Below are 26,439 nucleotides of genomic sequence, written 5' to 3'. Positions count from 1 at the left end.
GCCAGCCCTCCATGAGCCCCATAGTCGCCAGCGCGACGCGCGATCGTTTGCGCATCGCCATCCAGAAAAGCGGACGTCTCGCCGAACCGGCGCGTGCGCTGCTGTCTGCCTGTGGTCTGAGCTGGCGGGAAAGCCGCGACAAACTCTTCTGCTACGGCGAATCGCTGCCGGTGGACCTGCTGCTGGTTCGCGACGACGACATTCCGGGTCTGATCGCCGATGGGGTCTGCGATTTCGGCGTAGTAGGGCGCAACGAACTGAACGAGCAGGCGGCGGCGCGCGCGCGGTTCGGCCTGTCCGACGCCTACCGGGAAATGCATGCCCTGGGTTTCGGCGGCTGCCGCCTGATGCTCGCTATTCCCGAAACCTGGGACTGGCAAGGCCCCGCGCAACTGGAGGGCATGCGCATCGCCACCAGCTACCCCGCGATCCTGAGCGACTGGCTGGAGAAACAGGGCGTGCGGGCCAGCGTGGTCGAACTGTCCGGGTCGGTGGAGATCGCGCCGAAGCTGGGCACGGCCGATCTGATCTGCGACCTGGTTTCCAGCGGCGCCACCCTGCTGGCCAATCAACTCAAGCCGGTCGAAACCCTGCTGGAAAGCGAGGCGGTGTTGGCCGGGCCGGCACGCGAGCTGGAAGACCAGCGCGCCGATCTCGCCGCGATGCTGCTGCGCCGGATGGAGGGTGTGCTCAAGCTCAAGGACAGCAAGCTGCTGATGTTCCGTGCGGACCGCGATACCGTGCCGGCCCTGCTGCGGTTGCTGCCCGACGCGGATCCTCCGACTTATCTGGCCGCTGAAACCGGCGGCCCGCTCTCGTTGCAGACCATGTGCCACGGCCTGGTGACGTGGCAGCGGCTGGAGGAGCTGGAACGCGCCGGCGCGCAGGGCTTGATGGTGTTGTCGGTCGAGAGGTCGCTGGCATGAGCGGCTTTGTCGGAAACAGGATCGACTGGTCGTCGCTGGACCAGGCCGCCCAGCGTCAGGCCTTGCTGCGGCCGGCGCAACAGGTCGCCGAAGACACACGGGCAGCGGTCGCCGCCCTGCTGGCCGAAGTGAGGGATCGTGGCGACGTGGCCCTGCGCGAAATCACCGCGCGCTTCGACAAAGTGGCGCTGGAAAATTTCGAGGTCAGCGAAGCCGAGTTCGCGGCCGCCGAACGGGAAATCGCCGAAGCGCTCAAAAGCGCAATGCGGGAGGCCGCGCAACGCATCGAAATCTTCCACCGCGCAGGCATGACCCAGCCGTACGCGGTCGAGACCGCGCCGGGTGTGGTGTGCGAGCGCGTGGTGCGGCCGATCAGGCGGGTCGGGCTTTATGTCCCCGCAGGCAGCGCGCCGTTGCCCTCCACCGCGTTGATGCTCGGAATTCCGGCTCGGTTGGCCGGCTGCAAGGAAGTGGTGTTGTGCACGCCGCCACGCCAGGACGGCAGCGCCGATCCGGCGGTGCTGGTCGCCGCCCGCCTCACCGGGGTCACCCGCGTACTGAAACTGGGCGGCGCGCAGGCCGTTGCGGCCTTGGCGTTCGGTACCGAGTCCGTCGGCAAATGCGACAAGATTTTTGGGCCGGGCAACAGCTACGTGACCGAAGCCAAGCAGCAAGTCGCGCGCGGCGGCATCGTCGCCATCGACATGCCCGCCGGCCCGTCGGAAGTGCTGGTGATCGCAGATGCGGGCGCCAATCCCGCCTTCGTGGCGGCCGATCTGTTGTCGCAGGCCGAACACGGGCCGGACTCCCAAGTCTTGTTGCTCTCCGACGACGATCGGCTGTTGGCCGCCGTCGAGAAAGAAATCGAATCCCAGCTCGCAGCGCTGCCGCGCGCCGCGATCGCCCGGCAGGCGCTTGCCGAATCGCGCCTGATAAAGGTCGAAACGCTGGAGCAGGCGTTCGCGATCAGCAACGACTACGCGCCCGAACACTTGATCCTGGCGCTGCGCGAACCGCGCGCCTGGTTGGACAAAGTGGAGGCGGCGGGCTCGGTATTCCTCGGCGACTTCACCCCCGAAGCATTGGGCGACTACTGCAGCGGCACCAACCATGTATTGCCCACCAACGGCGCGGCCGCCGCGTACAGCGGGGTCAGCGTGGCGAGTTTCCAGAACCTGGTCAGCGTGCAGTCCGCAAGCCGCACCGGCATCGCGGCCATAGGCCCATGCGCGGTCACCCTGGCGCGCGCCGAAAGCCTCGATGCGCACGCCAATGCCGTCGTTCTGCGCATGGAGGCGGCTGCGTGAGCGCGTTGCTTGAATTGGTACGCGAAGATCTGCGCGGTTTCGGAGGCTACAAATCCGCCAGAACCGAAGCGCTCAAGGGCGAGGTATGGTTGAACGCCAACGAATCGGCTTGGGCCAACCCCGCCGACCGTGGCGCCAGCAGTCGCCGCTACCCGGATCCGCAGCCGGCCGCCTTGCGCAGCGCGCTCGCCGAGCTGTACGCGTGCGAAGAATCGCAGTTGCTGATCGGGCGAGGCAGCGATGAGGCGATAGATCTGCTGGTGCGCGCACTGTGCAATCCGGGCCAGGACGCCATCGTCGTCACCCCGCCGGTATTCGGCATGTATTCGGTCTGCGCGCGCCTGCAGAACGCGCCGGTCATCGAAGTGCCTCTTCGCGACGGCGCCGACGGATTCGTTGCCGAGCTGGAGGCCATCGGCGATGCCGCGCTCAAGGCCAGGGCGAAACTCGTCTTCCTGTGTTCGCCCTCCAATCCCGCAGGTTCGGCCATTGCGCTGGACGGCATCGAGTCGCTTGCAAGACGCTTGCAGGGGACGGCCCTGGTGGTGGTCGACGAGGCTTACGGGGAATTCTCGGATCTGCCGTCCGCTACCGCGCTGCAGGCACGCCAGTCCAACATCGCGATCCTGCGCACTCTTTCCAAGGCGCATGCGCTGGCGGCGGCGCGCATCGGCGTAGTCATCGCCGATAGCGAATTGATCGAGGTGCTACGCCGCTGCCAGGCGCCGTATCCGGTTCCCACGCCCTGTGCCGAACTGGCGCTCGCTGGCCTATCGCCGCAGGCGCTGGCCGAAACCCGTAGACGCGTGGCCGTGGTGAAGTCCGAACGCGACCGCCTGCAGGCCGCGCTTGCCGGTCTGCCGGAAGTGTTGCGGGTTTATCCCTCGCAAGGGAACTACCTGCTGGTTCGTTTCCGCGACGCGGACTCCGCCTTCCGCACCCTGTTGTCCGCGGGAGTGGTGGTTCGCGACCAGCGTGCGGCGCCGCAACTGGGCGACGCGCTGCGCATCACCATCGGCTCGCCCGAGCAGAACGACCGCGTGATCTCCGCTCTGCGCCTGCAGGAGGCCGCCGCATGACTCCGATCCTGTTCATCGATCGCGATGGCACCCTGATCGAGGAGCCTTCCGATTTCCAGATCGACGCCTACGAGAAAATCCGCTTCGTGAAGGATGTGGTGCCTGCGCTGCTGAGGCTGCGCGATGCCGGATACCAGTTCGTGATCGTCACCAACCAGGATGGACTCGGGACCGACGCCTATCCGCAAGCGTCCTTCGACGGCCCCAACAATCTGATGCTGCAGATCTTCGAGAGCCAGGGTATCGTGTTCCGCGAGGTGCTGATCGACCGCAGCTGGCCACAGGAGAACAAGCCCACGCGCAAGCCGGGCATCGGTTTGATGCTGCCGTATCTGCAGGACCGTAGCATCGACTGGGCGCGTTCGGCGATGGTCGGCGACCGGGAAACCGACATCGCCTTCGCCGCGAACCTGCGCATCCGCGGATTCCAGCTGAAAACCGCGCAATTCGGGGGCGAGTGGGATTGGATGGGCATCGCCCACGAATTGGCCGACACACCGCGCCGTTCCCTCGTGCAGCGGAACACGAAAGAGACGCGGATCAGGGTGGATGTGGATCTGGATCGTATCTCCGAGCCGGCCATAACCACCGGCTTGCCGTTCTTCGATCACATGCTGGAACAGATCGGAAAGCATGGCGGCTTCGCCTTGAGCATACGCACCGAGGGCGATCTGCATATCGACGAGCACCACACGGTGGAGGACACCGGTTTGGCGCTGGGACAGGCCCTGAAGGAGGCGCTGGGCGACAAGCGCGGCATCGGCCGCTATGGCTTCACCTTGCCGATGGACGAGACGCTGGCCACCGCCGCGCTGGATTTCAGCGGCCGGCCGTATTTCGTATTCTCTGGCGAGTTCAAGCGCGAGCGCGTCGGCGACCTGCCTACCGAACTCGTTCCGCATTTCTTCCGCTCTGTTTGCGATGCCTCCGGCCTCAACCTCAACCTGCAGGTGCAGGGAGAAAACGATCACCACAAGGTCGAGGCCTGCTTCAAGTCCTTCGCCCGCGCCCTGCGCCAGGCGATCAGGCGTGAAGGTCTGGAGTTGCCCAGCACCAAGGGCGCGCTCTGATGCGGGTGGCGCTGGTCGACGCGGGCGGTGCGAATATCGGTTCGGTGCTCTTCGCGCTGCAGCGTCTTGGCGTGGAAGCGACATTGACCGGCGATGCGCAGATCATCCGCGACGCCGATCGCGTGATCCTGCCCGGCGTCAGTACGGCCGCGATGGTGATGGGGCGGCTGCGCGAACTGGATCTGGTGGAGACCCTGCGCAATCTGGAGCGGCCGCTGTTAGGCGTCTGCGTGGGCATGCAGCTGTTGTACGAACGCTCGGAAGAAGGCGATGTGGAATGCCTCGGGCTGGTTCCGGGGAAAGTCGCGAAACTGCCGGTTAGCAGCGCCATCCGTATTCCGCACATGGGCTGGAATACCCTGCAACCCCTGCGCGCCAGCTCGCTCAGCGAGGGAATCGAAGCGGGCGACCGTGCCTATTTCGTGCACAGCTATGCGGCGCCGGTGACCGCGGACTGCGTGCTCTCCAGCGATCACGGCGTCGCCTTCGCCGCGGTGGTGCGGCGCGGTCGCGTGTCTGGCGCGCAGTTCCATCCGGAGCGATCGGCCAAGGTCGGCGCACGGTTGCTGCAGAACTTCCTTGAACGGGACCTGGCATGAGCGAATTCACCGTCTATCCGGCTATCGACGTCCGTGAAGGGCGCGTGGTGCGCTTGGCGCAGGGCGACTACGAGCGGGAAACGACCTACGGGCACGATCCGTTCGACGCCGCAAGCCGCTATGCGGCGCAGGGCGCGAAGTGGTTGCACCTGGTCGACCTGGATGCGGCCAAAGCGGGCGGCTATACGTTGGCGCCCCTTTTGCGGGAGATCTGCGCCTTCACCGGCCTGAAGGTGCAGACCGGCGGCGGCGTGCGTTCGCGCGACGACGTGGTCCGCATGCTCGCGGCGGGAGCATCGCGCGTGGTGGTGGGTTCGCTGGCGGTTCAGCAGCCGGACCAGGTGCTGGAATGGATCGCCGAATTCGGCGTGGAGCGGATCACCGTGGCGCTCGACGCGCGTCAGGACGAACAGGACGTGTGGCGGCTGCCGGTTCACGGCTGGACCGAAACCGCCTCGGCCACGCTGGACCCACTGGCGGTGCGCTACGCCAATGGTGGCCTGAAGCATCTGTTGAGCACGGACATCGCTCGCGACGGCATGCTGTCCGGGCCCAATGCCGCGCTCTACGCGCACCTCCAAGCGATCGCGCCTGCGCTGCAGGTGCAGGCCTCCGGCGGCGTTCGCGAAATCGCCGATGTGGTGGCGGCCAAGCGGCAGGGTTGCGCGGGCATCGTGCTGGGACGCGCGTTGCTGGAAGGAAAACTCGACCTGGCCGAGGCGCTGGCATGCTGAGCCGCCGGATCATTCCCTGCCTGGACGTGCGCGACGGACGCGTGGTCAAAGGCGTGCGCTTCCGCGATCACGTGGATATGGGAGATATCGCCGAACTGGCGCTGCGCTATCGCGACGAGGGCGCGGACGAACTGGTGTTCTACGACATCGGCGCCAGCCCGGAAGGGCGTTCGGTGGATCACGCCTGGGTCGGCCGCGTCTCCGCACTGCTGGATATCCCGTTCTGCGTCGCAGGCGGCATCCGCGATGTGGAAACCGCGCGCGCCGTGCTTTACGCGGGCGCGGACAAGATATCGATCAACAGCCCCGCGTTGGAACGGCCTGCCTTGATATCCGAACTCGCCGATGCGTTCGGTGTGCAGTGCATCGTCGTCGGCATCGACTCGGTCCGCGAAGCGGACGGCCAATGGCGGGTGCGCAGCAATACCGGCGATCCGTCGAAAACGCGGGCGCTGCCGATCCGCACCTTGGACTGGGTGGTCGAGGCGCAACGACTGGGGGCCGGCGAGATCGTGCTGAACTGCATGGATAGCGACGGGGTAAGACGCGGTTACGATGTCGAGCAGCTCACAGCGGCGCGGGCGCTTTGCGCGGTGCCGCTGGTGGCTTCCGGAGGCGCGGGAACCCTCGAGCATTTCGAGCAGGTCTTCCAGCAGGCCGACGTCGATGGGGCGCTGGCGGCCAGCGTTTTCCACAGCGGCCAGATCGCAATCCCGGAACTCAAGCGCTACCTGCGCTCACGGCAAATCGAGGTGCGCGATGTCGGATGACCTGCAAACGTTGGATTGGGCCAAGGGCGACGGCCTGTTGCCCGCAATCGTGCAAGACGCCGGCAACCTGCGCGTGCTGATGCTGGGTTACATGAATGCCGAGGCGCTGGCGGCCACGCAGAGCAGCGGCCATGTTACTTTCTACAGCCGTAGCAAGCAGCGCCTGTGGAAGAAGGGCGAAACCTCCGGCCACGTGCTGGAGCTCGTTTCCCTCCAGGCCGATTGCGATAACGACACGCTGCTGGTGCTCGCGCGTCCGCAAGGTCCCACCTGCCATCTGCAGCGCGACAGTTGCTTTCCTGAGGCGCCCTCGAGCTTTCTCGCCGATCTGGATGCGCTGGTGGCCCAGCGCGGGCGCGATCGTCCTGCGGGCAGTTACACGACGGCGTTGTTCGAAGAAGGCGTTCGCCGCATCGCGCAGAAGGTGGGCGAAGAGGGCGTGGAGACCGCGCTGGCCGCAGTCGCCCAAGACGATGCCGCCTTGCTGGGCGAATCGGCTGATCTTGTGTTCCACCTGCTGGTGTTACTGCGTGCCCGCGGCCTGTCGCTGCAGGATGTGTCGGCCCTGCTGCGTGATCGCCACAAGGCATAGAGCCCCGTATTGGCCTGTATATTCGCCTGTAGGAGCGACGTAAGTCGCGAGCCAACGCCCGAACGTGCCTGCTAATCTTGGATCGTCGCCTATCCGGAGTCGCCGATGCACAACTTGTCCGCCATGCTTGTCCTTCTATTGGTGGCCTCTCCCGCTTGGGGAAAGCCTTCCTGCAGCGAGGGGAAAGTATGGGAGGACAGCAACCGCAGCGGCACCATCGACGCAAACGAGAAACCGCTCGCCGGCATCAAGGTTTCCGACGGCGCCCGTCTCGCAACGACCGATGAGGCGGGCATTTACCACTTGCCGCCAATTGAAGGCCGCACCCTGTTCGTGATCAAACCCGCGGGCTATGAATTTCCCGCGCGCGCGGACGGCCTGCCGGATTTCTGGAGCAACCTGCGTAGCGAGCAGGGGCCCAAGCTCAAGTACGGCGGCATTCCCGCCACCCGGTCTGCTTGCAGGAATTTCGGCCTGTGGCCTGCGCAGGCGGTCGCTGAGGACGGTGGAGCCCCGTTGGAAGTGCTGGTCTTTTCCGACACCCAGACCAAGAGCAAAACCGACATTGACTACTACAAGCGCGACATCGTCGAGCCCTTGGTCGGCAAACAGCGCGCGCGCCTTGGGCTGACCCTGGGCGATGTGGTCAACGACGATCTCTCGCTGTATCCGCAACTGAATCAGGTCACGCGAATGCTGCAGGTTCCCTGGCTGCATATAGCCGGCAACCACGATCTTGATTTCGACGCCCGTCACGACGAGGAATCGCTGCTCACCTTCCGCAATACCTACGGCCCGGACACCTTCGCGTGGGAAGAACGGGAAGCGGTGTTCATTGGCCTGGACGATGTGATCTATCGGCCTGGTCAGAAGCCCGCCTACATCGGCGGGCTGCGCGAAGACCAGTTCGCTTTCCTGCAGGCCTATCTGCCCACCGTGACCAAAGATCGACTGCTGGTGATCGGCGTGCACATCCCGTTCTTCGATGCCAAGCCCGGCGTCGAAACTTTCCGCCATGCCGACCGCGCGCGGCTGTTCGCATTGCTCAAGGACTTCCCGCATGTGCTGCTGCTCAGCGGTCACAGCCACACCCAGCAGCACGTGTATCACGGCGCGGTTAGCGGCTGGCACGGCAGCGTGCCGCTGCACGAATACAACGTCGGTGCGGTCTGCGGCGCATTCTGGTCGGGTGCGAAAGACGCGCAAGGCATCCCGGACGCGACCATGGCCGATGGCACTCCCAACGGCTACGCGAGCCTGCAGGTGCGCGCCGGCGGCGCCTACGCGCTGGCTTGGCATCCTGCTCGCGATCCCGACCGCGCGCTGTCCCTGCATGCGCCTAAAGTACTGAGGAAGGGCGCCTATCCCGCATTCGCGGTTTATGCCAACGTGTTCATGGGTCAGGACGATACCAAGGTGGAATATCGCGTCGATGGAACGCCATGGAAGCCGATGTCCCTCGTTCGCCAAGCCGACCCGAACCTGTTGGCGGAAAACGCCCGCGACGACGGCGCCGAAGCGCTGCGCGGCTACGACCGCTCGCCCGAAGCCGAGCCCTCGAAGCACCTGTGGCGCGGCGCCTTGCCTACCGATCTGGGCGTGGGCGAACATCGGATCGAAGTACGCGTGCACGATCAAGGGCGCGGCGAACAGACGGCAAGCTCCACCTATCGATTGCAGGAAGCTGCGGAGTAAGCCATGCCCGTACCCGACGACTTGCCCATCCAGCATTTCAAGGACCCGGAAGCCTGGGAGCAATGGCTGGTCGCGAACGCGGGCGGGAGGGGCATCTGGCTGCGGATCGCCAAGAAGGATTCGGGCATCGCCTCGGTGAACTACGCCCAAGCCCTGGAGGTGGCGCTATGCCACGGTTGGATCGATGGGCAGAAGCGGGGACACGACGAACAGTTCTTCCTGCAGCGCTTCACCCCGCGCCGGCCGCGCAGCCTGTGGTCGAAGATCAACATCGGCCATGTCGAACGGCTGATTGCCGCAGGCCGCATGCAGTCCGGCGGCCTGCGCGAGGTCGAAGCCGCGAAGGCCGATGGCCGTTGGGAAGCCGCCTACCGCAGCTTCTCCGATATGGAAGTACCCGAGGAACTGGCCGCCGCGTTGAAAAAGAACAAGAAGGCCAAGGCGTTCTTCGATCAACTCGACAGGACCAACCGTTATGCCTTCTGCTGGCGCGTGCATACGGCGAAGAAACCGGAGACCCGGATCGCGCGCGCGGAGAAATTCGTGGAAATGCTGGCCAGGGGCGAGAAGATCCACTGACTCCTTGTCATCCCGAGCGCAGCGAGGGATCTGCTTGACGGCTTCAACAGCAGATCCCTCGCTGCGCTCGGGATGACAGGCTGAGTGGTTGAGTGCTGTCGTAGTAGGTCAGGACTGTTCCGGCGTAGGCCTGCGCAGACTCAACCACGCGCCCAGCATCAGCAGTCCGATAGCGGCCGCCTGCGACCAGTGCGGCTCGGCGCGCCCGGCCAGTACCAACAACAAGGTGGACAACAACGGCGCCAGATAGGAAAGGCTGCCCAGCACCGCGATGTCGCCATGTTTGGTGCCGTGGTCCCAGAGCAGGAAGGCGGCGCCCACCGGGCCGATGCCCATCAGCGCAAGCACCAGCCATTGCGGAAAACTCGGCATGACAGTCCGCTCGAATCCGAGATGGGCCAGCAGTCCGAACAATGCGACCAGGGCGCAGGCCGCGATGATCGCCTCGCTCGGTACCTGCGCATGGCGGCGGTTGAGCACCGAATAGGCGGCCCAGATCACCGCCGCACCCAGCGCAGCGAAATAGCCGGGCAGATAACGCGGCTGTATTTCGATGCCGCTCCCACGGGTGACCAGCACGACGGCGGCGACCAGTCCCAGCAACGTCCCCGCGATCTGCAGGCCGCGCACGCGTACGCCGGGCAACAGGGCGGCGAACAGCACGATCAGCAGCGGCCACAGGTAGTTGAGCAGGTTGGCTTCGACCGCCGGCGCGCGTTTCAGTGCGATGAAGTAGAGCGCGTGGTAACCGAAGAGCGCGGCAGTGGTGAGGCCCAGCGCGGACCACGGCTGGCGCAGTTGCCGCCAACCGTCGCGACCGCGAAGCGCGGTACGCAGGAAGCCGAAAGCGGCTGCGAAGCCGAAACCGAGCGTCAGTACCTCGAACGGCGGCAGTCCGTCGGTCGAGGTGGTCAGCAGCGCCAGGGACGACCACAGGACGATGGCGAGCAAACCGCTCAGCGTCGCCGCTTTCGCAGAAGGCATCGGGGTCAGACTCAGGCGGGAAGCAAGATGTCGGCGAAGCTGGTGGCACGCGGATGATCGTGCGCGGCGGCACCGTCGCGTGGTTGCGGATAGTCCTCGCGCCGGTCCACCAGCACGGTCTGCATGCCGGCGATGCGCGCGGCGTCCAGCTCCTCCACCACATCGGACAGGAACAGGATCTCCGAGGCATCGATGCCGATGCGCGCGGCGATCGCCTCGTAGCTGCCGGCTTCGCGTTTGCCGCCCACTTCGGTATCGAACCAGCCGGAAAACAGCGGAGTCAGATCGCCCGCGTCGCTATGGCCGAAGAACAGCTTCTGCGCCGGCACCGAGCCGGACGAATACACGTAGAGCGGCAATCCCGAGCCGCGCCACTGGCGCAGCGCGGGCGCGACATCGGCGTAGATGGGCGCGGTGAATTCGGCATCGCGATAGCCGGCTTCCCAGATCATGCCCTGCAAGGCCTTGAGCGCGGTGTGCTTGCGGTCCTGGTCGATCCAGCCCTGCAGCGTCTCCACGATCACCTCGTCGCTGCAGATGCTGCCGTGTTCGATCGCCACTGCGTCCAGCCAGCGCCGTACCTCTTCTTCCTTGCCGTGCCGGGCGACGAAGCCGGGCAGGGCGTTGCGCGCGTAGGGGAACAACACGTCCTTGATGAAGGAGATGCTGCTGGTGGTGCCCTCGATATCGGTGAGGATGGCGTGCGGCGCGTTCAGGAGGATTTACCGGGTTCGTAGCGGGGGAATTTCTTGGCGATCTCTTCGCCGGTGAAATGGCCTACCCAGCCGTCCGGCTCGGTAAAGAAGCGGATGGCGATGAAGCTGGGCTGCTCGCCCATGTCGAACCAGTGCAGCGTGCTGTCGGGTACCGCGATCAGATCGTCCTGCACGCATTCCACTTCGTAGACCTTGCCGTTCACATGCAGGGTGAACAGGCCGGAGCCGGCGACGAAGAAACGCACTTCGTCTTCCTTGTGATAGTGCTCGTCCAGGAATTTGGCGCGCATCGCTTCGCGTTGCGGGTTGTCCGGCGCGATGCTGACCACGTCCACGGTCTTGAAGCCGCGCTCTGCGATCAAGCGGTCGATATCGGTCTTGTACGCCGCCATCACTTCCTCCGGGCTCGCGCCGGGCGCGAGCGGATGCGCGGCCTTCCAGCGCTCGAAGGTGACGCCGATCTTGTACAGCTCGGTGGCGATGAAGTCCGGGTCGAAGCTGGCGAATTCCGGTGTGGCCGGATTGTTCTCGTCGAAGATGCGCAGACGGCTCATGGCGGGGCTCGAGTGTCGTGGGATGGGGTAAGCGTAGCAAACGCCTGTGCCCAATCAATGAGGGCCGCAGCCGCAAAAGAAAATTGGATGTGGGAGCGCCGTCTCGGCGCGAGCTTCTGCCTTTAGCTTTGTGATGCCAGGAGCAAGAGCTCGCGCCGGGACGGCGCTCCCACCCCACAACCCACAGCTGTTTCATGTTTCATCCGCGACAGCCCAGCTTGCGCAGCTCCAGCTCGCAGTGGAACAGGAACTCGAACGCCTCCAGGTGTCTGCGCGCTTCGGCCATGTCGCGGCCCCAGGCGTACAGGCCGTGGCCGTCGATCAGGTAGCCCCATAGCGGCTTGCGGTCCAGCAGGGCGTCTACCTGGGCGGCCAGGGTGTGCATGTCCTGGGTGTTGGCGAACACGGGCACGTCGATGGTGTCGTCGTGGGTGGTGTTGCCGTGGAAAGCCTTCAGCAGTTCGTAGCCTTCCAGGCGGATATGGCCAGCGCCGGCATACAGGCGCGAGGCGATGGTCTGCACCGGAGAATGGGTGTGCAGGACGCAGCCGATTTCCGGGTAGCGCCGGTAGAGCTGGGTATGCAGCAGGGTTTCGGCGGAAGGGCGGTGTTCGGTGGCCACGCCCTGGCCGTCGAAGTCGACCACCATGATGTCGTCGAGCCTAAGCCGGCCCTTGTCGCGTCCCGAAACGGTGATCGCCGCGTGACGGTCGTCCAGGCGTTCGGAGAAATTGCTGCTGGTCGCGGGCGTCCAGCCGGCCTGCGACAGCTCGCGCACGTTGGCGATGATTTCCTGCGCGAGTTCCTGCAGGCGGGCGGGGTTGTAAGGGACAGCACTCATGCGCCGAGTTTACAAAATCGGGGCGACAAACGAAAACGGCGCGGATGTCCGCGCCGTTTTCTTGTTGCCGAAGTATCGACTCAGGCCTGTGGGCCTTCGTGGAACGAAGGTTCCGGTTCCAGCTTGGCGTCCGCCGCCGCCTTGTAGGCGACGCTGCCGGGCGCGAGTTCGCTCTTGCGGTAGCCATAGAACGCATAGACCAGCGCGCCGATCACGGCCCAGCCGAGGAACAGGCTGATGGTGTACATGGAGAGGTTCAGGAACAGCAGGATGCAGCCGAACACTGCCAGCGGGCAGACCACCCACACCAGGGGCGTGCGGAACGGGCGCGGACGGTCGGGCTGGGTCTTGCGCAGCACCAGTACGCCGATGGAAACCATCATGAAGGCGAACAGCGTGCCCGAGTTGGAGATGTCGGCCAGGATGCCGACCGGGAACAACGCGGCGAACAGGGAAACAAACAGGCCGGTGATAATGGTGACCACGTGCGGCGTGTGGAAACGCGGGTGCACTTTGGACAGAACCTGCGGCAGCAGGCCGTCGCGCGACATGGTGAAGAAAATGCGGGTCTGGCCGAAGATCATCATCAGGATGACCGACGGCAGCGCCAGCGCAGCGGCGATGCCAATGGCGTTACCCCACTTGGCGAACCCAAGCATGCGCAACACGTGTGCCAGTGGCTCGTTGCTGCAGACCAGCTCTGTGCTGCCTTTGCAGGCCGCGGCGAGTTCGGGCGTGCCCGGATGCAATGCGAGTCCGTTGGCGCCCATCATCGGCTGCGCGCCACCGGCGCCCACTGCGCCATAGCTGACCAGCATGTAGAACACTGTGCACACACCCAACGAAGCGATGAGGCCGATCGGGATGTTGCGGTTGGGATTCTTGGTTTCTTCGGCTGCCGTGGAGACGGCATCGAAGCCTACATAGGCGAAGAAGATCGACGCGGCTGCGCCAAGGACGCCGACGCCGCCCAGCGGGCTACCCCAGCCGGTGGGGAAGAACGGCTTGAAGTTGGCGTCTTGCGCGGCGGGCACCGCGATGATGATGAAAGCGGTTAATGCGACGACCTTGATGCTCACCAAGACCGCATTGACTTTGGCCGACTTGGAGGTACCGATGACCAGCAGGAACGTGACCACCAGCGAGATCAGGAACGCGAGCAGGTTGAAGGTGCCGCCAGCGTAAGGACCCGTTCGTAGCGCTTCGGGAATAGGATATCCGGCGCTCATCAGCAGGCCGTTCATGTAACCGGACCAGCCCACTGCCACCGCACCCGCGGCGATCGCATATTCGAGCACCAGTGCCCAACCCACCGACCAGGCCAGCGCCTCGCCCAACACTGCATAGGTATAGGTATAGGCGGAACCGGAGACCGGGACCATCGCGGCCAACTCGGAGTAGGCCAGCGCCGCCAGACCGCAGACCACCGCGGCGATCACGAACGCGACCATCATGGCCGGACCCGCTTTCTGGCCGGCTTCAGCGGTCAGCACGAAGATACCGGTGCCGATGATGGCGCCGATGCCGAGCATGGTCAGTTGGAAGGCGCCGAGCTGTCGTTTGAGCGACTTTTTCTCGGCGGTGGCAAGGATTTGATCGAGCGGTTTTACACGCCAAGATGACATTCGGTGATTCCCCAGTGCCGTTGATCTGCAGGCCGTGACCGGCAGCGAATGGCCGGAACGGGTTTGCCGAACCTTACCCGTCACACTTTGGTCGCACAAGCGCCGCGGACTTGTGTCGGGCGATAATGCGAGCCTGAATAGGGATACAGGGAACCGGGTTCGCTCATGTCGCAACCGATACAGGCCGTGCCTTTGCTCGCGCAGCAACTCGCCGATTACCAGCGGCGCTGGCCCGCTGAAACCGACACGGTCCGATCGTTCCTGGCGTTGCTGGACGACCCGCAGGACCCCTTCCTGCGCGAACGCCTGGAGGGCCACTTCACGGGCGCGGCCTGGCTGGTCAGCGCCGATGGCAGCCGCATCCTGATGACCCATCACCGCAAGCTGGAGCGCTGGCTGCAGCTCGGCGGACATGCCGATGGCGACCGCGACCTGGCCCAGGTGGCGCTGAAGGAGGCTGAGGAAGAATCCGGTTTGCCGGGATTGTCGGTTGAGACCGGAAGCATCTTCGACCTGGACCGCCACTGGATTCCCGAACGCAAAGAGGTGCCCGGCCACTGGCATTACGACGTGCGCTATGTTGTGCGCGCCGGCAGCGACGAAAATTACGTGGTCAGCGACGAATCCCACGACCTGGCCTGGCGGCGGATCGACGAAGTGGCGCAGGACTCCGACGAATCGCTGAGCCGGATGGCCAGGAAGTGGTTAGGTGCCACGGGAGCAACGTGAAACATTGCCGGCGAATTAGTCGCGACTCACGTCGCTCCTACGCCATCCCGCCCGCACGCCCCTACCTTCAATACAGGACGCGGGTGCGCAGGGTGCCGGGAATCGCCATCAGCGCTTCCTTCAGGTCCACCGCCTGCAGATCGGTGGCCGACACGTCGATCACCACATAGCCCACCTTGGCATCGGTGCGCAGGAACTGGCCGTCGATGTTGATGCCGTGCTTGCCGAAGATGTCGTTGATCTGCGACAGAATGCCGGGCACGTTGCGATGGATGTGCAGCAGGCGGTGGCTGGCCGCGTGCTCGGGCAGAGTCACTTCCGGGAAATTCACCGCGGACAGGGTCGAACCGTTGTCGCTATAGCGCACCAGTTTGGCCGCCACCTCGATGCCGATGTTGTCCTGCGCTTCCAGGGTGCTGCCGCCGACATGCGGGGTCAGGATCACATTGTCCTTGCCGGCCAGCGGCGAGACGAAGGCGTCGTCGTTGCCTTTGGGTTCGACCGGGAATACGTCCACGGCGGCCCCGCCCACCTGTCCCGATTCCAGCGCCGCGCTGAGCGCGTCGATGTCCACCACGGTGCCGCGCGAGGCGTTGATCAGGTGCGCGCCGCGCTTCATCTTCGCGATCTGCGTTGCGCCGAACATGTTCTTGGTCGCCGGTGTTTCCGGCACGTGCAGGGTGACCACGTCCGAGCGTTCCAGCAGATCGTCCAGGCTCAGCGAAGAACGCGCATTGCCCAGCGACAGCTTGGTCTCGATATCGTGGAAGACCACGTTCATGCCGATGGCCTCGGCCAGCACGCCCACCTGGGTGCCGATATGGCCGTAGCCGACGATCCCCAGGGTCTTGCCGCGCGCCTCATGGCTGCCGGCGGCGGATTTTGACCAGCCGCCGCGATGGCATTCGGCGCTCTTCTGCGGAATGCCGCGCATCAGCATGATCGCCTCGGCGATCACCAGCTCGGCCACGCTGCGGGTGTTGGAGTAGGGCGCGTTGAACACCGGGATGCCGGCCAATTCCGCCGCGTCCACGTCTACCTGATTGGTGCCGATGCAGAAGCAGCCGATGGCCATCAGCCGGCGCGCATTGGCCAGGACTTCTTCCGTCAGCTGGGTGCGCGAACGGATGCCGACGATATGGGCGTCGGCGATGCGCGCCTTCAACTCGTCCTCCGGCAGCGATTTGGCATGCACCTCGATCTGCGAATAACCCGCGGCGCGGAAGGTATCGATGGCGGTCTGGCTGACGCCTTCCAGCAACAGGATGCGGATGTCCTGCTTGGGGTACGAGGTCTTCTTCTTTGACATGCGGGCAGGCAGGCGTCCGACGGCGGGGCGGTCACTATGCCAGAAGGGACGGGCCTTTGCTGCGCTGCGGAACTGGACGCTGGCGGCCCCGGCTGGCACGCTGTCGGCCCCACCCCGTATCGGTTTCCCATGAGCGACCCGCGCCTGACCGACCTGCTGCAAGCCGTGCCGGCGCTGCGCGTGAAAACCGATCCCGCCGACCTGGAGCACTACGGCCGCGACTGGACCCGGCGCTGGACGCCGGCGCCGCTGGCGATCGCGCTGCCGGGGTCCATCGAGGAAGTGCAGGCGGTCGTCCGCTGGGCCTGCCAGCACCGGGTTGCGATCGTGCCTTCCGGTGGGCGCACAGGCCTATCCGGCGGCGCGGTCGCAGCCAACGGAGAACTGGTGCTCAGCCTGGAACGCATGAACCGCGTGCTGGACTTCAACGCGGTCGATCGCACGCTCACCGTGCAGCCGGGCATCGCCCTGGAGGCGGTGCACAACGCGGCAGGCGAGCAGGGACTGGAGTACCCGGTGGATTTCGCCGCGCGCGGTTCGTGTTCCATCGGCGGCAACATCGCCACCAATGCCGGCGGGATCCGTGTAATCCGTTACGGCAACACCCGCGAATGGATCGCCGGCATGAAAGTGGTGACCGGTACCGGCGAGTTGCTGGATCTCAACCGGGGCCTGGTCAAGAACTCCAGCGGCTACGACCTGCGCCATCTGATGATCGCTTCGGAAGGCACGCTGGGCATCGTGGTGGAGGCGACTCTGCGCCTGACCGATCCGCCGCCGCCCTCCAATGTGATGCTGCTGGCGCTGCCTTCGTTCGAGGTCCTGATGCAGGTGTTTTCCGCCTTCCGCGAAAGGCTGCAGCTGGAGGCTTTCGAGTTCTTCACCGACCGCGCGCTGCACCACGTGCTGGCGCACGGGGCGCAAAAACCTTTCGAGGAAACGCATCCGTACTATGTGGTCACCGAGTTCGCCTCCGGCGACGAGGTGCAGGAAGCGGCGGCGATGGCCGCGTTCGAAACCTGCATGGACAACGGCTGGGTCAGCGATGGCGTTATCAGCCAAAGCGATGCGCAGGCCGCGCAGTTGTGGCGGTTACGCGAGGGCATCACCGAGAGCTTGGCGCGATACAAGCCGTACAAGAACGACGTGTCGGTGCGTATTTCGGCGATGCCCGCATTCCTCGAGGAAACCCAGAAGCTGCTAGGCGAGGCCTATCCGCATTTCGATGTGGTTTGGTTCGGCCACATCGGCGACGGCAATCTGCACATCAACGTGCTGAAGCCGGATGGCTTGGACGACGCGGAGTTCGTAAGCCAATGCGAGCAGGTGACCAAACTGTTGGCCGAATCGTTGAAACGCCACGAAGGCAGCATTTCCGCCGAACACGGTATCGGCCTGGTGAAGAAGGGCTATCTGGAAAGCACGCGCAGCGTGGCCGAGATCGAGATGATGCGCGGCATCAAGCGGGTGCTGGATCCGGAGGGGTTGATGAACCCGGGCAAGCTTTTCGACGCCTGAGATGCGGAGCCGATGCGCCGGGATTTCGGCAAGGTGATGGCGGTTCAGCTCGGGTGACGGGCGTGCAGGTAATCTTGCATGGCTCGTCTTTCGGGCGGCCTTCTTCCCCCACTCTGCGGAATTAAAAGATGATTCGAACGATCCTGATCTGCTCGTTGCTGGCGCTTTCCGCTCCGGCTTTGGCTTCCAGCTTCGCGGGCTCTTCCGCTGGCGCGTCTTCCGCTGGCTCTTCGGCTTCCTCCGGAAGCACTTCGGGCGACGACAAGGTGGTGCTGCGCGCGCGCGACGACGCTGCCAGCTTCGTCGCCAGCGAAGGGCGTATCCGCGGCGCTCGGTTGGAAGCGGCTCTGCGTCAGCTGCGCGAGCGCGATCCGGCCGCGCGCAAGGCCAGCGATATGCAGCTCGCGCAGGCCATCCTGGCTTTGTGAGCCCGCGTCGCGGGCCGGGGTTGTGGCTGGCGTTGTGCATGCTGGCCTGTGCAGGAAATGCGCGGGCCGAACTGCAATTGCTGCCCGAAGCCGGACCGCTGACCGCTAAAGAAGCCGCGGCCACCCAGCAACTGCTGGATGCGGCGGTGCAGCGGCTGCCTCCGGCTTGGATAGCCGCTCTGGATCGCATTCCGGTGGTCTGGCGCCATGACTTGCCTGCGCAGATCCATGGACGCGCCCGGGCGCGACGCCTGCTGTTGAATCGTGCGCTGCTTGACGGTTGGATGGCGCGGCCGACGGGCGCTGGGGCCGATGAACCGGCTACGCGCGCGGCGCTGTCGGCCGTGGTCCATGAACTCGCGCATTTCTACGACCGCACGGCGCAAGGCCGGTTGTCGCGCAGTCCACGCCTGCTGGATCTGGCTGGTTGGCAGGTGAGTCCCATGCGATTGGGCTTGCGGACCTCGCACAACGCTTTCAGCGACCGCAGCCCGGATCGTTATGAGCTGACTCGGGCATCGGAGTTCGTTGCCGTCAACCTCGAGCATTTCCTGCTGGATCCGGATTACGCGTGCAGACGGCCGGCTCTGCATCGTTTTTTCTCCGAGCACTTCGACTGGGCGCCCGCACAGGCTGATTGCGCGCTAGGGCAGGTATTTCTGCAGGCCGACGCCGATGACGGCGAGGCGGCGTTGCTGCAACTGGAGCCGTCGCGCGTGTACGCGGTCGACTACCTGCTGGCCGAGGCCAACGAGCAGCCGATGAGCCGTTGGGGCCACAGCATGCTGCGGTTGGTAATCTGCGCGCCGGGCCGCCCGCCGGGGCCGGAGTGCCGTCTGGACCTGCGCTATCACCGCGTGTTGTCGTTCCGCGCCTTCGTCGACGATGTGCAGATTTCCAGCTGGCGCGGGCTCACAGGTTCGTATCCGTCGCGGCTGTTCCTGTTGCCGCTGGAACAGGTGATCGACGAATACACCAAGATCGAACTGCGCGGACTGCAATCGATTCCGCTGCGATTGGACCGGGAAGAAATCGCCGGCCTGCTGGAACGCGCCGCGCAAGCCCACTGGACCTACGACGGCCGTTACTATTTCCTCAGCAACAACTGCGCGGTAGAGACCTTCAAGCTGCTGCATGATGGCGTGCCGCGCCTGGCCGGCGAATCGTTGGCCAGCGTCACTCCGACCGGTTTGTTGCGGCGGTTGAAGAAGGTCGGGGTCGCCGATGCCTCGGTGCTGGACGATCCGGCGGAGGCTTTGCGCCTGGGTTATCGCTTCGAATCCGCGAGCGTGCATTACCAGGCTATGTTCGAGGTGGCCCGCGAAGGATTGTCGCTGCCGCAAAAACGGGTGCAGCAATGGCTGGAACTTCCGCCTGCCGAACGAGCGCCGTGGCTAGAGCGGGCAGACCCCGGATCGAGTCCGGGACAGGCTCTGCGCACCAGCGCGGCGTTGCTGTTACTTGAGGAAGCGGCGCTGCGACAGCAGGAATTACTGGTGCGCGACGAACTCAAGCGCCGCTACTTCGGGAAAGAGGTGCAACAGGGTGCCGATGGTTTCGCTGGAGACGCCGCATTGCGTGATTTTCTGCGCCTGGAGGGCTTTCTCAGTCGTCCGGCGGCCTTGCTGTCGAATAGCGGTTATGGACTACCGCAAGCTGACGAGCGCAAGGCAATAGGGCGGGAGAGCGAACAATATGTCGCACAGTTGAAACAGCAGGGCGTTGCCTTGCGTGCCGATGCGCGCCGATGGCTGTCGCCCGAGCGCAGGTCGATGCTGGAGGGAACCGAAGCCAACATCGCCTTGTTGGGCGAACGATTGCGTAGATTGCACAAGGAGCAGGGTGGGTTGCAGCTGTAGTAAGCGATGGGCAAATCGCTCGGCGGGACTGAAATACGATGCTTTCTCCTCTCCCCTTGTGGGGGAGGATGCCCGAAGAGCCTGCCCCGTACTTGATACGGGGGCAGGAGAGGGGAGCACGAGCGCAGCGATGCGTGCTTTTGGCTTCGCATCACTCGACACCTCGCGGCAATTCACGGTTATTGGCTCCGGCTCACCCTCTCCCGGCCTTCGGCCACCCTCTCCCATCAAGGGAGAGGGGAAGCAAGGACAAGCGTCAGTCCGCCCGCCCGCCGAACTCGCCCGTGGTCGTATTCACCAGCACCCGTTCGCCGTTAACGATGTACTCCGGCACCATGATCTCCAGGCCGGTGCTGAGCTTGGCCGGCTTGGGCCGCTTGGTGGCGCTGCCGCCTTTCAGTTCCGGCGGGGTTTCCACTACTTCCAGGGTCACGTGCTGCGGCAACTGCAGGGCGACGGGCTGGTCGTCGATGATCTGCACGTAGCTGCCGGCCAGGCCGTCGGCGATGTACCCCGCGTCATCGCCGATCACGTCGGCGTCGAAGGTGTAGGGTGTGTAGTCCTCGTCGTCCAGGAACACGAAGGCGTCGCCGTCCTTGTACGAATACGTGGCTTGGCGGCGCGACATCTCCACTTCCTTCAGTTCGTCGTCGGCGCCCACGCTGAGGTCGTATTTCACCGCGCCCGGTACGCTGTACAGGGTGAAGCGGTACTTGACGTTGCCGCCACGGCCTTGCGGCGAGCTGCGCTCGATATCGCGTACCTGGTAGACGGTGCCGTTGTGTTCGAAGACGTTGCCTTTCTTGATTTCGTGGGCTTTCATTGGTTTTCTATGTCGTAGGTTGTTGTCGGGGCATGGAGGCGCGATGCGTTACTTGGGCGCCAGTCGGACGGCGCCATCCAAGCGGATGGTTTCGCCGTTGAGATAGCGGTTCTGCACGATGAACGCCACCGTCTCGGCGAATTCTTCCGGCCTGCCCAGACGCGCCGGGAAGGGGATCGAAGCGCCGAGCGATTTCTGCACTTCCTCGGACATGCCGTCGACCATCGGCGTCCAGAAGATGCCAGGCGCCACCGTCATCACGCGGATGCCGAAACGGGAAAGTTCGCGCGCCATCGGCAAGGTCATGCCGACCACGCCGCCCTTGGACGCCGAATACGCCGCTTGGCCGATCTGGCCTTCGTAGGCGGCCACGCTAGCCGTATTGACGATGACGCCGCGCTCGCCGTCTTCGCCCGCGGCGTTGTGCTGCATCAGGTTGGCGGCGGCCTTGGCCACGTTGAAGCTGCCGACCAGATTGACCATCACGGTCGCCTGGAAATTCGACAGCGGCATCGGCGCTTCTTTGCCTAGCACGCGCCCGGCGCCTAGGATGCCGGCGCAATTGATCGCGGCATTCAATCCGCCCAGGAATTCCCCGGCGGCGGCGATATTGGCCACTACGCCGGTCTCGTCGGTAACATCGGTGCGGAAGTAGTGCGCGTTGCTTTCGCCCAGCGCCGCGACGGCCTCCGCACCCTTGGCGTCGTTGACGTCGAACAGGGCGACTTTGCCGCCCTGGGCGACCAGATGCCGGGCGACGGCAAGGCCCAGGCCGGAAACGCCGCCGGTAATGACGGCGCGGGTATTGGAAAGCTGCATGGAAGAGCCCGATTCGGGAAAACCGGCATTTTACGCGATAGCGGTGGTTCCTTCTCCCTCCGGGAGAAGGTGCCCGAAGGGCGGATGAGGGAATGGACTTTCAGGTCATAGCGAAGGTTCGTCGGCTAGTAATTTTCCCTCCCTCATCCGTCGCTACGCGCCACCTTCTCCCGGAGGGAGAAGGGAATCAAAGATCCAGGAGATAGAACGCGTTGCAACCGCCATGGCCGGTGGCGCCCAACGGCGCATCCAGGCGACGGAACCCCGTGCGTTCGTACAGGCGCATGGCCGCGTCCATGCCGCGCAGGGTTTCCAGGTAGCACTGCCGGAAGCCGAACTCGCGTGCGGCTCGCAGGCAACGGTCCATCATCGCTGCGCCTGCACCGACGCCTCGGGCCTCGGGCAAGAAATACATCTTGCGCAACTCGCAAGTACCCTCATCGCCGCCAGCCAACGGCGCGACGCCGCCACCGCCGATGACCTTGCTGTCGCGTTCGACGACGAAGTAGGCCGAGCGCGGTTGCGCATAGGCACGGCTCATCCAATCCACTTCGGGGTCGTTGATGGCGAAGCCGCTGCCGGTGGCGCCGAATTCCGGCATGACCGTGCGGATGATGCTGGCCATCGTCGCGTCGTCTTTTGTTTCGATAGTGCGTAATAAATACGGTGCGGCTTCAGGCATTGGAAACGCGTTCCTCCGGCGATCTCAGGCGACTGGCGAATTCATCGGGCGATAGTCCGGGCGCGAACAGGAAGCCCTGACCGACCGGTACTCCGAGCTGCAGCAGGAACTGGCGCTGCGCTTCCGATTCCACGCCTTCGGCCACCAGCGCCAGGCCGAGGCTGCGCGCGATCGCCGAGACCGCCTGGCAGACCGCCACATCGGAACGGTTGTTGGGCACGCCCTCGGTGAACAGCTGGCTGAGCTTGAGCCCATGGATGGGCAGGCGGCGCAGATAGTTGAGCGCGCTATAACCTTCGCCGAAATCGTCGATGGTCAGCACCACGCCCAATTCGCGCAGTTCGGCGAAAGTCTTGAGCGTGGCCGGGGCGTCCTCGATCAACACGCGTTCGGTGAATTCCAGTTCCAGCGCCGAGCCGGGAAGGTCGTATTCGGCCAGGACCGCGCGCACGTTTTCCGCCAGTTCGTCGCCGGCGAACTGGCGATAGGAAACGTTGACCGCCACCCGCACGATGCCCAGGCCCTGATCGTGCCATTCGCGAACCTGCCGGCAGGCTTCGCGCAGCACCCAGCTGCCGATGCGCACGATGTCGCCGGTGGTTTCGGCATGGCTGATGAAAAGATCGGGACGCAGTTCGCCCAGTTGATGGTTCTGCCAGCGGATCAGCGCTTCGGCGGCGACGATATGGCCGCGCCGGAGGTCGACCTGCGGCTGGTAGACCAGCCGGAATTCCTCGTTGTCCACCGCACGCCGCAGCTGCGTTTCGATCTGCAGACGGTCCTGCTGCCGGCGCGCGAGCTCCGGAGTGAACGCCTGCCACGCGTTGCGCGCGCGGTGCTTGCTGTCATACATGGCGATGTCGGCGTTCTGGATCAGCTGCTGCGGGCGCAATCCGTCGGTTGGCGCGCGCGCGATGCCGATGCTGGCGGTGATGGCGAACTCGTCCTTGCCGAAGCGGAAGGAATCGGCGAACGCGCCCAACACCGCATCGGCCAGGCGTTCGGGTTGCGCCGGATCGCCGCTGGCGTCGCAGATCACCAGGAACTCGTCGCCGCCGAAGCGCGCCACCAGGCCTTCGGTGCCTACCGCAGCGAGGATGCGGGCGGCGGCCTGCATCAGCAGTTCGTCGCCTGCGCTGTGGCCCAGCACGTCGTTGACGGTCTTGAAACGGTCCAGGTCGATGTACAGCAGAGCGACCTGCGCATGCACAGGATCGATCAGGCGCGTGCCCAGTTCGTTGAGCACGGCATCGCGGTTCATCAGTCCCGTTAGCGGATCGGTGCGCGCCTGGATGCGCAGAGTTTCCTCGGCGCGCTTATCCAGCGAGATGTCCTGCAGCGTGCCGGTGATCCGGGAAGCGGTGGGGTCGCTGGCCTCGGCTTCGCCGATGACGCGGATCCAGAACGGATGTCCATCCAGACGGCTGCCCTGCAGTTCCAGGTCGAAACCGCCGCCGGTCTCGACTACGTTCTCCATCGCGGTGCGGAAGCGCCGCCGGTCCGGTTCGCGCAGGCTGGCCAGCATGGCTTCGATGTTGTCGGGGGTTTGCGCGGGCCCGAGAATGCGTATGGCTTCTTCGGTCAGGTAGACCCTATCGCGGCCGGCATCCCACTCCCATCCGCCGATATGGGCCAACGATTGGGCGCGATCGAACAATGCGCTGTCCCGCTTGAGCGCGGTCACGTCGCTGAAAAGGGAGGTGACCTGCGCCGGCTTGCTGCCGCCCGGCGCGAACTGCGGCACCGAGGTGACCGTGAGCCAGAGCAACTGCTTGTGTTCGCGGTGATATAGCCCCAGCAGCATGCTTTCGATGACCTGGCCGGTGGCCAGGGCGCGATGCGCCGGCAGCGCGTCGCTGGTCATTTCATGGCCGTGTTCGTCGACGATCCGCCAATGCTCCAAGTTCAGATCGTTGGTCCGCCTGCCTTCGCCGACCCCGAAAATACGCATTGCCGCGCGATTGGCGTAGACGATCTCGCGCGCCTGGTTCTGCACCACGATGCCTTTGTCGATGACTTCCATCAGTTCGCGGTAGCGCAGTTCCGCTTCGTGCCGTTTGCTCAGGTCGCGGGCCACCGCCACCAGGCTCTTGCGCCCATCGAAAACGAAGTTGGCCGAATGCACTTCCACCGGAAAACGGGTGCCGTCGCCGCGCATGTTGGTGACTTCGATCACGTAGCTATCGCCGCGGTTGAGGCTTTCCCAGACCGGATCCATGTGGTCGTGCGGCAATTCCGGATTGAGGACGTTGATGTTCTGGCCGATGATCTCCTCGCGTTGCCGCTTGTAGGCGGCCATGCCGGCCTTGTTGAGATCCAATACGGTACCGTCCTCGGCCAGGATGCTGACCGGGTCGGGAACCGCGTCGAACAAGGCCCGGTAACGCAGCAACGCCCAGTCCTTTTGCGTGGTGGTTACGCGCAGCAGTTCCAGCGCCTGTTTCATTAGCTGGCGGGTTTCGTCGTCCAGCGAGGCGTCGGTGCTCGCCTGGCGCAGAGAATCCAGCAGCCTGGCCGCATCCTCATGCAAGGCCTCGCTGGAAAGGAAGCCCGCTGCGCCAGCGTCAGGCGAATACAGATCCGCTGGCGGCGTCCCGTTCATTCGGCGGACAAGGCTCTCGCCACCTTGCTGCCGGTGTCTCGGCCCAGTAGCGCGGATAGCCACAAGCCGGTTTCGCTCAACCGATCCAGGTCTATCCCGGTTTCGACGCCCAGGCCGTGCAGCAGATAGACCACATCCTCGCTGGCGACATTGCCGCTGGCGCCTTTGGCGTAAGGACAGCCGCCAGTGCCCGACACCGCCGCATCCACCACGGCCACCCCTTCTTCCAGGCAGGCCAGGATATTGGCCAGCGCCTGTCCGTAGGTGTCGTGGAAATGCACCGCCAGCGCGGGCATCGGGACTTCGTTGGCGACGGCCTTGAGCATTGCGCGGGCCTGATGGGGAGTACCTACCCCGATGGTATCGCCCAGCGAGATTTCGTAACAGCCCAGCGCATGCAGGCGCGCCGCGACCCGGACCACGTCGGCCACCGGCACATTGCCCTGGTAGGGACAGCCCAGCACGGTGGAGACATAGCCGCGCACCTTCACTCCATCGGTGCGGGCGCGCTCCAGTACCGGGCGGAAGCGTTCGATGGATTCGTCGATGCTGGCGTTGATGTTCTTCTGGTTGAAGGCTTCCGAAGCGGCGGTGAACACGGCCACTTCCTGCGCCCCGACTTCGCGCGCGCGTTCGTAGCCTTTTTCGTTGGGTACCAGCACCGGATAGGAAATGCCCGGCTTGCGATCGATGGCGCCGAAGACTTCGGCCGCATCGGCCAGCTGCGGAATCCACTTGGGGCTGACGAAGCTGGTGGCTTCGATGCTGCGCAACCCGGTCCGCGACAGGCGATCGATCAGTTCGATCTTGTCGGCGGTAGCGATAATGGTCTTTTCGTTCTGCAGGCCGTCGCGCGGGCCGACTTCGACGATGCGTACGAAATCGCTCATGGAGCGGGTGTCCCGCTGTCGCGTCGCATCTTCATGGGCGGCGAACCGCTTTTCCCGAAAAGTTCGGGGTGGGCCAGCAGTACCTTGCGCAAGGTCGCTTCGTCGCCGGGGATCAGATAATTGAACTGATCCAGCGCGGTTGCGCGGAGCCGCTTCTGTTCGCTGAGTTTTCCGACCGTGTCGCCATCGATGGTGGTTAAGGTCAGTATGTCGCCCTCGATCCGATACCTGACCAAGGTGACCGCACTAGTCGGCAGTTTCTTCTCCTGCGGCACCTCCGCCGACAAACCGCGCGCGAAAAGCCGGGCCACGCTTTCTTCGTTGAGGGCGAAGTAGTGCTGGTCGCCGAGGGCGAAGCCGGGCACGTCTATCTCGACCTTGCTGCTTGGGTCGCCGCCTACTTGGCTCATGGAGACCGTGGCATGGCAGCTGGAATCGACCACAGCGTAATCGTCCTGAGTCAGCTTGGCCGCCTCGTCGGCGCTGTTGGCGATGGGCAGCCAGCGGCCTTGCAAGCGCGCGTCACACGTCAGCGGCACGGGAGGCCGTTCGAATACCACGCAGCCGCCCAGCCAGAGTGGCAGCAGCATCAACAGAGGTCGGAGGCGTAGGCTCATGGGGGTTGGCGTGGTTCCTGATTGAGGCGAACGCAAAAAGCCGGTGGCGCAGGACTGCCGGCGAACGGCTGCGGGCGGCGCCGCGCGGGGAT

26 protein-coding genes are annotated in these 26,439 nt (G+C 64.7%); 14 read left to right on the top strand and 12 right to left on the bottom strand.

Annotated elements, in window-relative coordinates; all coding sequences use genetic code 11:
- Window positions 1-11 precede the first annotated feature (11 nt).
- From hisG to J2W94_RS06750, 10 genes are all read left to right on the top strand, one after another.
- Entirely contained in the window at window positions 12-926 is a 915-nt protein-coding gene (hisG, locus tag J2W94_RS06795; protein ID WP_310091371.1) for an ATP phosphoribosyltransferase, read from the top strand.
- A complete protein-coding gene (gene hisD / locus J2W94_RS06790) occupies window positions 923-2,233 on the top strand; it encodes a histidinol dehydrogenase (protein WP_310091370.1) in 1,311 nt (436 codons plus the stop codon). The genes hisG and hisD overlap by 4 nt, the downstream gene beginning before the upstream one ends.
- Complete coding sequence (gene hisC, locus J2W94_RS06785) at window positions 2,230-3,312, top strand: histidinol-phosphate transaminase (RefSeq protein ID WP_310091368.1); 1,083 nt, start codon at window positions 2,230-2,232, stop codon at window positions 3,310-3,312. Before hisD ends, hisC begins: the two co-directional genes overlap by 4 nt.
- Window positions 3,309-4,382, top strand: coding sequence for a bifunctional histidinol-phosphatase/imidazoleglycerol-phosphate dehydratase HisB (gene hisB / locus J2W94_RS06780; protein ID WP_310091366.1), 1,074 nt, complete (start codon window positions 3,309-3,311; stop codon window positions 4,380-4,382). The genes hisC and hisB overlap by 4 nt, the downstream gene beginning before the upstream one ends.
- The gene (gene hisH / locus J2W94_RS06775) at window positions 4,382-4,981 is read left to right on the top strand and encodes an imidazole glycerol phosphate synthase subunit HisH (RefSeq protein WP_430540552.1); all 600 of its coding nucleotides are present in this window, start codon (window positions 4,382-4,384) and stop codon (window positions 4,979-4,981) included. Before hisB ends, hisH begins: the two co-directional genes overlap by 1 nt.
- Complete coding sequence (gene hisA / locus J2W94_RS06770; protein ID WP_310091364.1) at window positions 4,978-5,715, top strand: 1-(5-phosphoribosyl)-5-[(5-phosphoribosylamino)methylideneamino]imidazole-4-carboxamide isomerase; 738 nt, start codon at window positions 4,978-4,980, stop codon at window positions 5,713-5,715. The genes hisH and hisA overlap by 4 nt, the downstream gene beginning before the upstream one ends.
- Window positions 5,709-6,485 carry an imidazole glycerol phosphate synthase subunit HisF gene (hisF, locus tag J2W94_RS06765; protein ID WP_310091362.1) on the top strand — a complete coding sequence of 259 codons (777 nt, stop codon included), beginning with the start codon at window positions 5,709-5,711 and terminating at the stop codon, window positions 6,483-6,485. Before hisA ends, hisF begins: the two co-directional genes overlap by 7 nt.
- Window positions 6,475-7,077 carry a bifunctional phosphoribosyl-AMP cyclohydrolase/phosphoribosyl-ATP diphosphatase HisIE gene (hisIE, locus tag J2W94_RS06760; protein ID WP_310091361.1) on the top strand — a complete coding sequence of 201 codons (603 nt, stop codon included), beginning with the start codon at window positions 6,475-6,477 and terminating at the stop codon, window positions 7,075-7,077. The genes hisF and hisIE overlap by 11 nt, the downstream gene beginning before the upstream one ends.
- 105 nt (window positions 7,078-7,182) lie before the next feature.
- Window positions 7,183-8,772 (top strand): calcineurin-like phosphoesterase family protein, encoded by a 1,590-nt coding sequence (locus J2W94_RS06755; RefSeq protein ID WP_310091359.1) that lies wholly within the window; start codon window positions 7,183-7,185, stop codon window positions 8,770-8,772.
- 3 nt (window positions 8,773-8,775) lie between these two features.
- Window positions 8,776-9,351 carry a YdeI/OmpD-associated family protein gene (locus tag J2W94_RS06750; RefSeq protein WP_310091357.1) on the top strand — a complete coding sequence of 192 codons (576 nt, stop codon included), beginning with the start codon at window positions 8,776-8,778 and terminating at the stop codon, window positions 9,349-9,351.
- Between the two features lie 108 nt (window positions 9,352-9,459).
- Here J2W94_RS06750 and yddG read toward each other — a convergent pair whose 3' ends face one another.
- The 5 genes from yddG to J2W94_RS06725 all read right to left on the bottom strand — a co-directional run bounded on the left by yddG (window position 9,460) and on the right by J2W94_RS06725 (window position 14,071).
- A complete protein-coding gene (gene yddG / locus J2W94_RS06745; RefSeq protein ID WP_310091356.1) occupies window positions 9,460-10,335 on the bottom strand; it encodes an aromatic amino acid exporter YddG in 876 nt (291 codons plus the stop codon).
- 11 nt (window positions 10,336-10,346) lie between these two features.
- Window positions 10,347-11,051, bottom strand: coding sequence for an acireductone synthase (mtnC, locus tag J2W94_RS06740; RefSeq protein ID WP_310091617.1), 705 nt, complete (start codon window positions 11,049-11,051; stop codon window positions 10,347-10,349).
- The gene (locus J2W94_RS06735; protein ID WP_310091354.1) at window positions 11,048-11,605 is read right to left on the bottom strand and encodes a 1,2-dihydroxy-3-keto-5-methylthiopentene dioxygenase; all 558 of its coding nucleotides are present in this window, start codon (window positions 11,603-11,605) and stop codon (window positions 11,048-11,050) included. Before J2W94_RS06735 ends, mtnC begins: the two co-directional genes overlap by 4 nt.
- A gap of 199 nt (window positions 11,606-11,804) precedes the next feature.
- Window positions 11,805-12,446, bottom strand: coding sequence for a methylthioribulose 1-phosphate dehydratase (locus J2W94_RS06730; RefSeq protein ID WP_310091351.1), 642 nt, complete (start codon window positions 12,444-12,446; stop codon window positions 11,805-11,807).
- Between the two features lie 80 nt (window positions 12,447-12,526).
- Window positions 12,527-14,071, bottom strand: a complete 1,545-nt coding sequence (locus J2W94_RS06725; protein WP_310091347.1) for an amino acid permease — start codon at window positions 14,069-14,071, stop codon at window positions 12,527-12,529.
- Window positions 14,072-14,236: 165 nt separating this feature from the next.
- Between J2W94_RS06725 and J2W94_RS06720 the strand changes: the two genes are divergently transcribed.
- The gene (locus J2W94_RS06720; protein WP_310091345.1) at window positions 14,237-14,800 is read left to right on the top strand and encodes an NUDIX hydrolase; all 564 of its coding nucleotides are present in this window, start codon (window positions 14,237-14,239) and stop codon (window positions 14,798-14,800) included.
- Between the two features lie 67 nt (window positions 14,801-14,867).
- On the opposite strand, the gene serA is transcribed toward J2W94_RS06720, so the two are convergent.
- Window positions 14,868-16,109, bottom strand: a complete 1,242-nt coding sequence (gene serA / locus J2W94_RS06715) for a phosphoglycerate dehydrogenase (protein WP_310091344.1) — start codon at window positions 16,107-16,109, stop codon at window positions 14,868-14,870.
- Between the two features lie 129 nt (window positions 16,110-16,238).
- On the opposite strand from serA, the gene J2W94_RS06710 reads away from it, so the two are divergent.
- The 3 genes from J2W94_RS06710 (at window position 16,239) to J2W94_RS06700 (ending at window position 19,914) form a co-directional block, all read left to right on the top strand.
- Window positions 16,239-17,627 carry an FAD-binding oxidoreductase gene (locus tag J2W94_RS06710; RefSeq protein ID WP_310091342.1) on the top strand — a complete coding sequence of 463 codons (1,389 nt, stop codon included), beginning with the start codon at window positions 16,239-16,241 and terminating at the stop codon, window positions 17,625-17,627.
- A gap of 128 nt (window positions 17,628-17,755) precedes the next feature.
- The gene (locus tag J2W94_RS06705) at window positions 17,756-18,055 is read left to right on the top strand and encodes a DUF2388 domain-containing protein (protein ID WP_310091340.1); all 300 of its coding nucleotides are present in this window, start codon (window positions 17,756-17,758) and stop codon (window positions 18,053-18,055) included.
- Complete coding sequence (locus J2W94_RS06700; RefSeq protein WP_430540551.1) at window positions 18,052-19,914, top strand: DUF4105 domain-containing protein; 1,863 nt, start codon at window positions 18,052-18,054, stop codon at window positions 19,912-19,914. The genes J2W94_RS06705 and J2W94_RS06700 overlap by 4 nt, the downstream gene beginning before the upstream one ends.
- A gap of 256 nt (window positions 19,915-20,170) precedes the next feature.
- Here the strand turns inward: J2W94_RS06700 and yeiP are convergent, their stop codons facing one another.
- From yeiP to J2W94_RS06670, 6 genes are all read right to left on the bottom strand, one after another.
- Complete coding sequence (yeiP, locus tag J2W94_RS06695; RefSeq protein ID WP_310091338.1) at window positions 20,171-20,737, bottom strand: elongation factor P-like protein YeiP; 567 nt, start codon at window positions 20,735-20,737, stop codon at window positions 20,171-20,173.
- A gap of 48 nt (window positions 20,738-20,785) precedes the next feature.
- Window positions 20,786-21,556 (bottom strand): SDR family NAD(P)-dependent oxidoreductase, encoded by a 771-nt coding sequence (locus J2W94_RS06690; RefSeq protein ID WP_310091336.1) that lies wholly within the window; start codon window positions 21,554-21,556, stop codon window positions 20,786-20,788.
- 187 nt (window positions 21,557-21,743) lie between these two features.
- Window positions 21,744-22,238 (bottom strand): GNAT family N-acetyltransferase, encoded by a 495-nt coding sequence (locus tag J2W94_RS06685; protein ID WP_310091334.1) that lies wholly within the window; start codon window positions 22,236-22,238, stop codon window positions 21,744-21,746.
- Window positions 22,231-24,840: a sensor domain-containing protein gene (locus tag J2W94_RS06680; RefSeq protein ID WP_310091332.1), complete on the bottom strand. Its 2,610-nt coding sequence runs from the start codon at window positions 24,838-24,840 to the stop codon at window positions 22,231-22,233. Before J2W94_RS06680 ends, J2W94_RS06685 begins: the two co-directional genes overlap by 8 nt.
- On the bottom strand, window positions 24,837-25,730 hold the full coding sequence (locus J2W94_RS06675; protein ID WP_310091330.1) for a hydroxymethylglutaryl-CoA lyase: 894 nt from the start codon (window positions 25,728-25,730) through the stop codon (window positions 24,837-24,839). The genes J2W94_RS06680 and J2W94_RS06675 overlap by 4 nt, the downstream gene beginning before the upstream one ends.
- Window positions 25,727-26,347: a hypothetical protein gene (locus tag J2W94_RS06670; RefSeq protein ID WP_310091328.1), complete on the bottom strand. Its 621-nt coding sequence runs from the start codon at window positions 26,345-26,347 to the stop codon at window positions 25,727-25,729. Before J2W94_RS06670 ends, J2W94_RS06675 begins: the two co-directional genes overlap by 4 nt.
- Window positions 26,348-26,439 lie beyond the last annotated feature (92 nt).

The sequence above is a fragment of the Pseudoxanthomonas sacheonensis genome (genome assembly GCF_031455975.1).
Classification (GTDB): Bacteria; Pseudomonadota; Gammaproteobacteria; order Xanthomonadales; family Xanthomonadaceae; genus Pseudoxanthomonas_A; species Pseudoxanthomonas_A sacheonensis_A.
This window is presented reverse-complemented; position numbering and strand designations above follow the sequence as displayed.

Coding starts and splice junctions, on each gene's coding strand:
- hisIE (WP_310091361.1), top strand. CDS start 6,475: ATGTCGGATGACCTGCAAACGTTGGATTGGGCCAAGGGCGACGGCCTG.
- J2W94_RS06720 (WP_310091345.1), top strand. CDS start 14,237: ATGTCGCAACCGATACAGGCCGTGCCTTTGCTCGCGCAGCAACTCGCC.
- J2W94_RS06680 (WP_310091332.1), bottom strand. CDS start 24,840: ATGAACGGGACGCCGCCAGCGGATCTGTATTCGCCTGACGCTGGCGCA.
- J2W94_RS06670 (WP_310091328.1), bottom strand. CDS start 26,347: ATGAGCCTACGCCTCCGACCTCTGTTGATGCTGCTGCCACTCTGGCTG.
- J2W94_RS06750 (WP_310091357.1), top strand. CDS start 8,776: ATGCCCGTACCCGACGACTTGCCCATCCAGCATTTCAAGGACCCGGAA.
- hisA (WP_310091364.1), top strand. CDS start 4,978: ATGAGCGAATTCACCGTCTATCCGGCTATCGACGTCCGTGAAGGGCGC.
- J2W94_RS06685 (WP_310091334.1), bottom strand. CDS start 22,238: ATGCCTGAAGCCGCACCGTATTTATTACGCACTATCGAAACAAAAGAC.
- J2W94_RS06755 (WP_310091359.1), top strand. CDS start 7,183: ATGCACAACTTGTCCGCCATGCTTGTCCTTCTATTGGTGGCCTCTCCC.
- J2W94_RS06735 (WP_310091354.1), bottom strand. CDS start 11,605: ATGAGCCGTCTGCGCATCTTCGACGAGAACAATCCGGCCACACCGGAA.
- J2W94_RS06725 (WP_310091347.1), bottom strand. CDS start 14,071: ATGTCATCTTGGCGTGTAAAACCGCTCGATCAAATCCTTGCCACCGCC.
- hisH (WP_430540552.1), top strand. CDS start 4,382: ATGCGGGTGGCGCTGGTCGACGCGGGCGGTGCGAATATCGGTTCGGTG.
- serA (WP_310091344.1), bottom strand. CDS start 16,109: ATGTCAAAGAAGAAGACCTCGTACCCCAAGCAGGACATCCGCATCCTG.
- hisB (WP_310091366.1), top strand. CDS start 3,309: ATGACTCCGATCCTGTTCATCGATCGCGATGGCACCCTGATCGAGGAG.
- hisD (WP_310091370.1), top strand. CDS start 923: ATGAGCGGCTTTGTCGGAAACAGGATCGACTGGTCGTCGCTGGACCAG.
- J2W94_RS06730 (WP_310091351.1), bottom strand. CDS start 12,446: ATGAGTGCTGTCCCTTACAACCCCGCCCGCCTGCAGGAACTCGCGCAG.
- yddG (WP_310091356.1), bottom strand. CDS start 10,335: ATGCCTTCTGCGAAAGCGGCGACGCTGAGCGGTTTGCTCGCCATCGTC.
- hisG (WP_310091371.1), top strand. CDS start 12: ATGAGCCCCATAGTCGCCAGCGCGACGCGCGATCGTTTGCGCATCGCC.
- J2W94_RS06675 (WP_310091330.1), bottom strand. CDS start 25,730: ATGAGCGATTTCGTACGCATCGTCGAAGTCGGCCCGCGCGACGGCCTG.
- hisF (WP_310091362.1), top strand. CDS start 5,709: ATGCTGAGCCGCCGGATCATTCCCTGCCTGGACGTGCGCGACGGACGC.
- J2W94_RS06705 (WP_310091340.1), top strand. CDS start 17,756: ATGATTCGAACGATCCTGATCTGCTCGTTGCTGGCGCTTTCCGCTCCG.
- J2W94_RS06690 (WP_310091336.1), bottom strand. CDS start 21,556: ATGCAGCTTTCCAATACCCGCGCCGTCATTACCGGCGGCGTTTCCGGC.
- yeiP (WP_310091338.1), bottom strand. CDS start 20,737: ATGAAAGCCCACGAAATCAAGAAAGGCAACGTCTTCGAACACAACGGC.
- J2W94_RS06710 (WP_310091342.1), top strand. CDS start 16,239: ATGAGCGACCCGCGCCTGACCGACCTGCTGCAAGCCGTGCCGGCGCTG.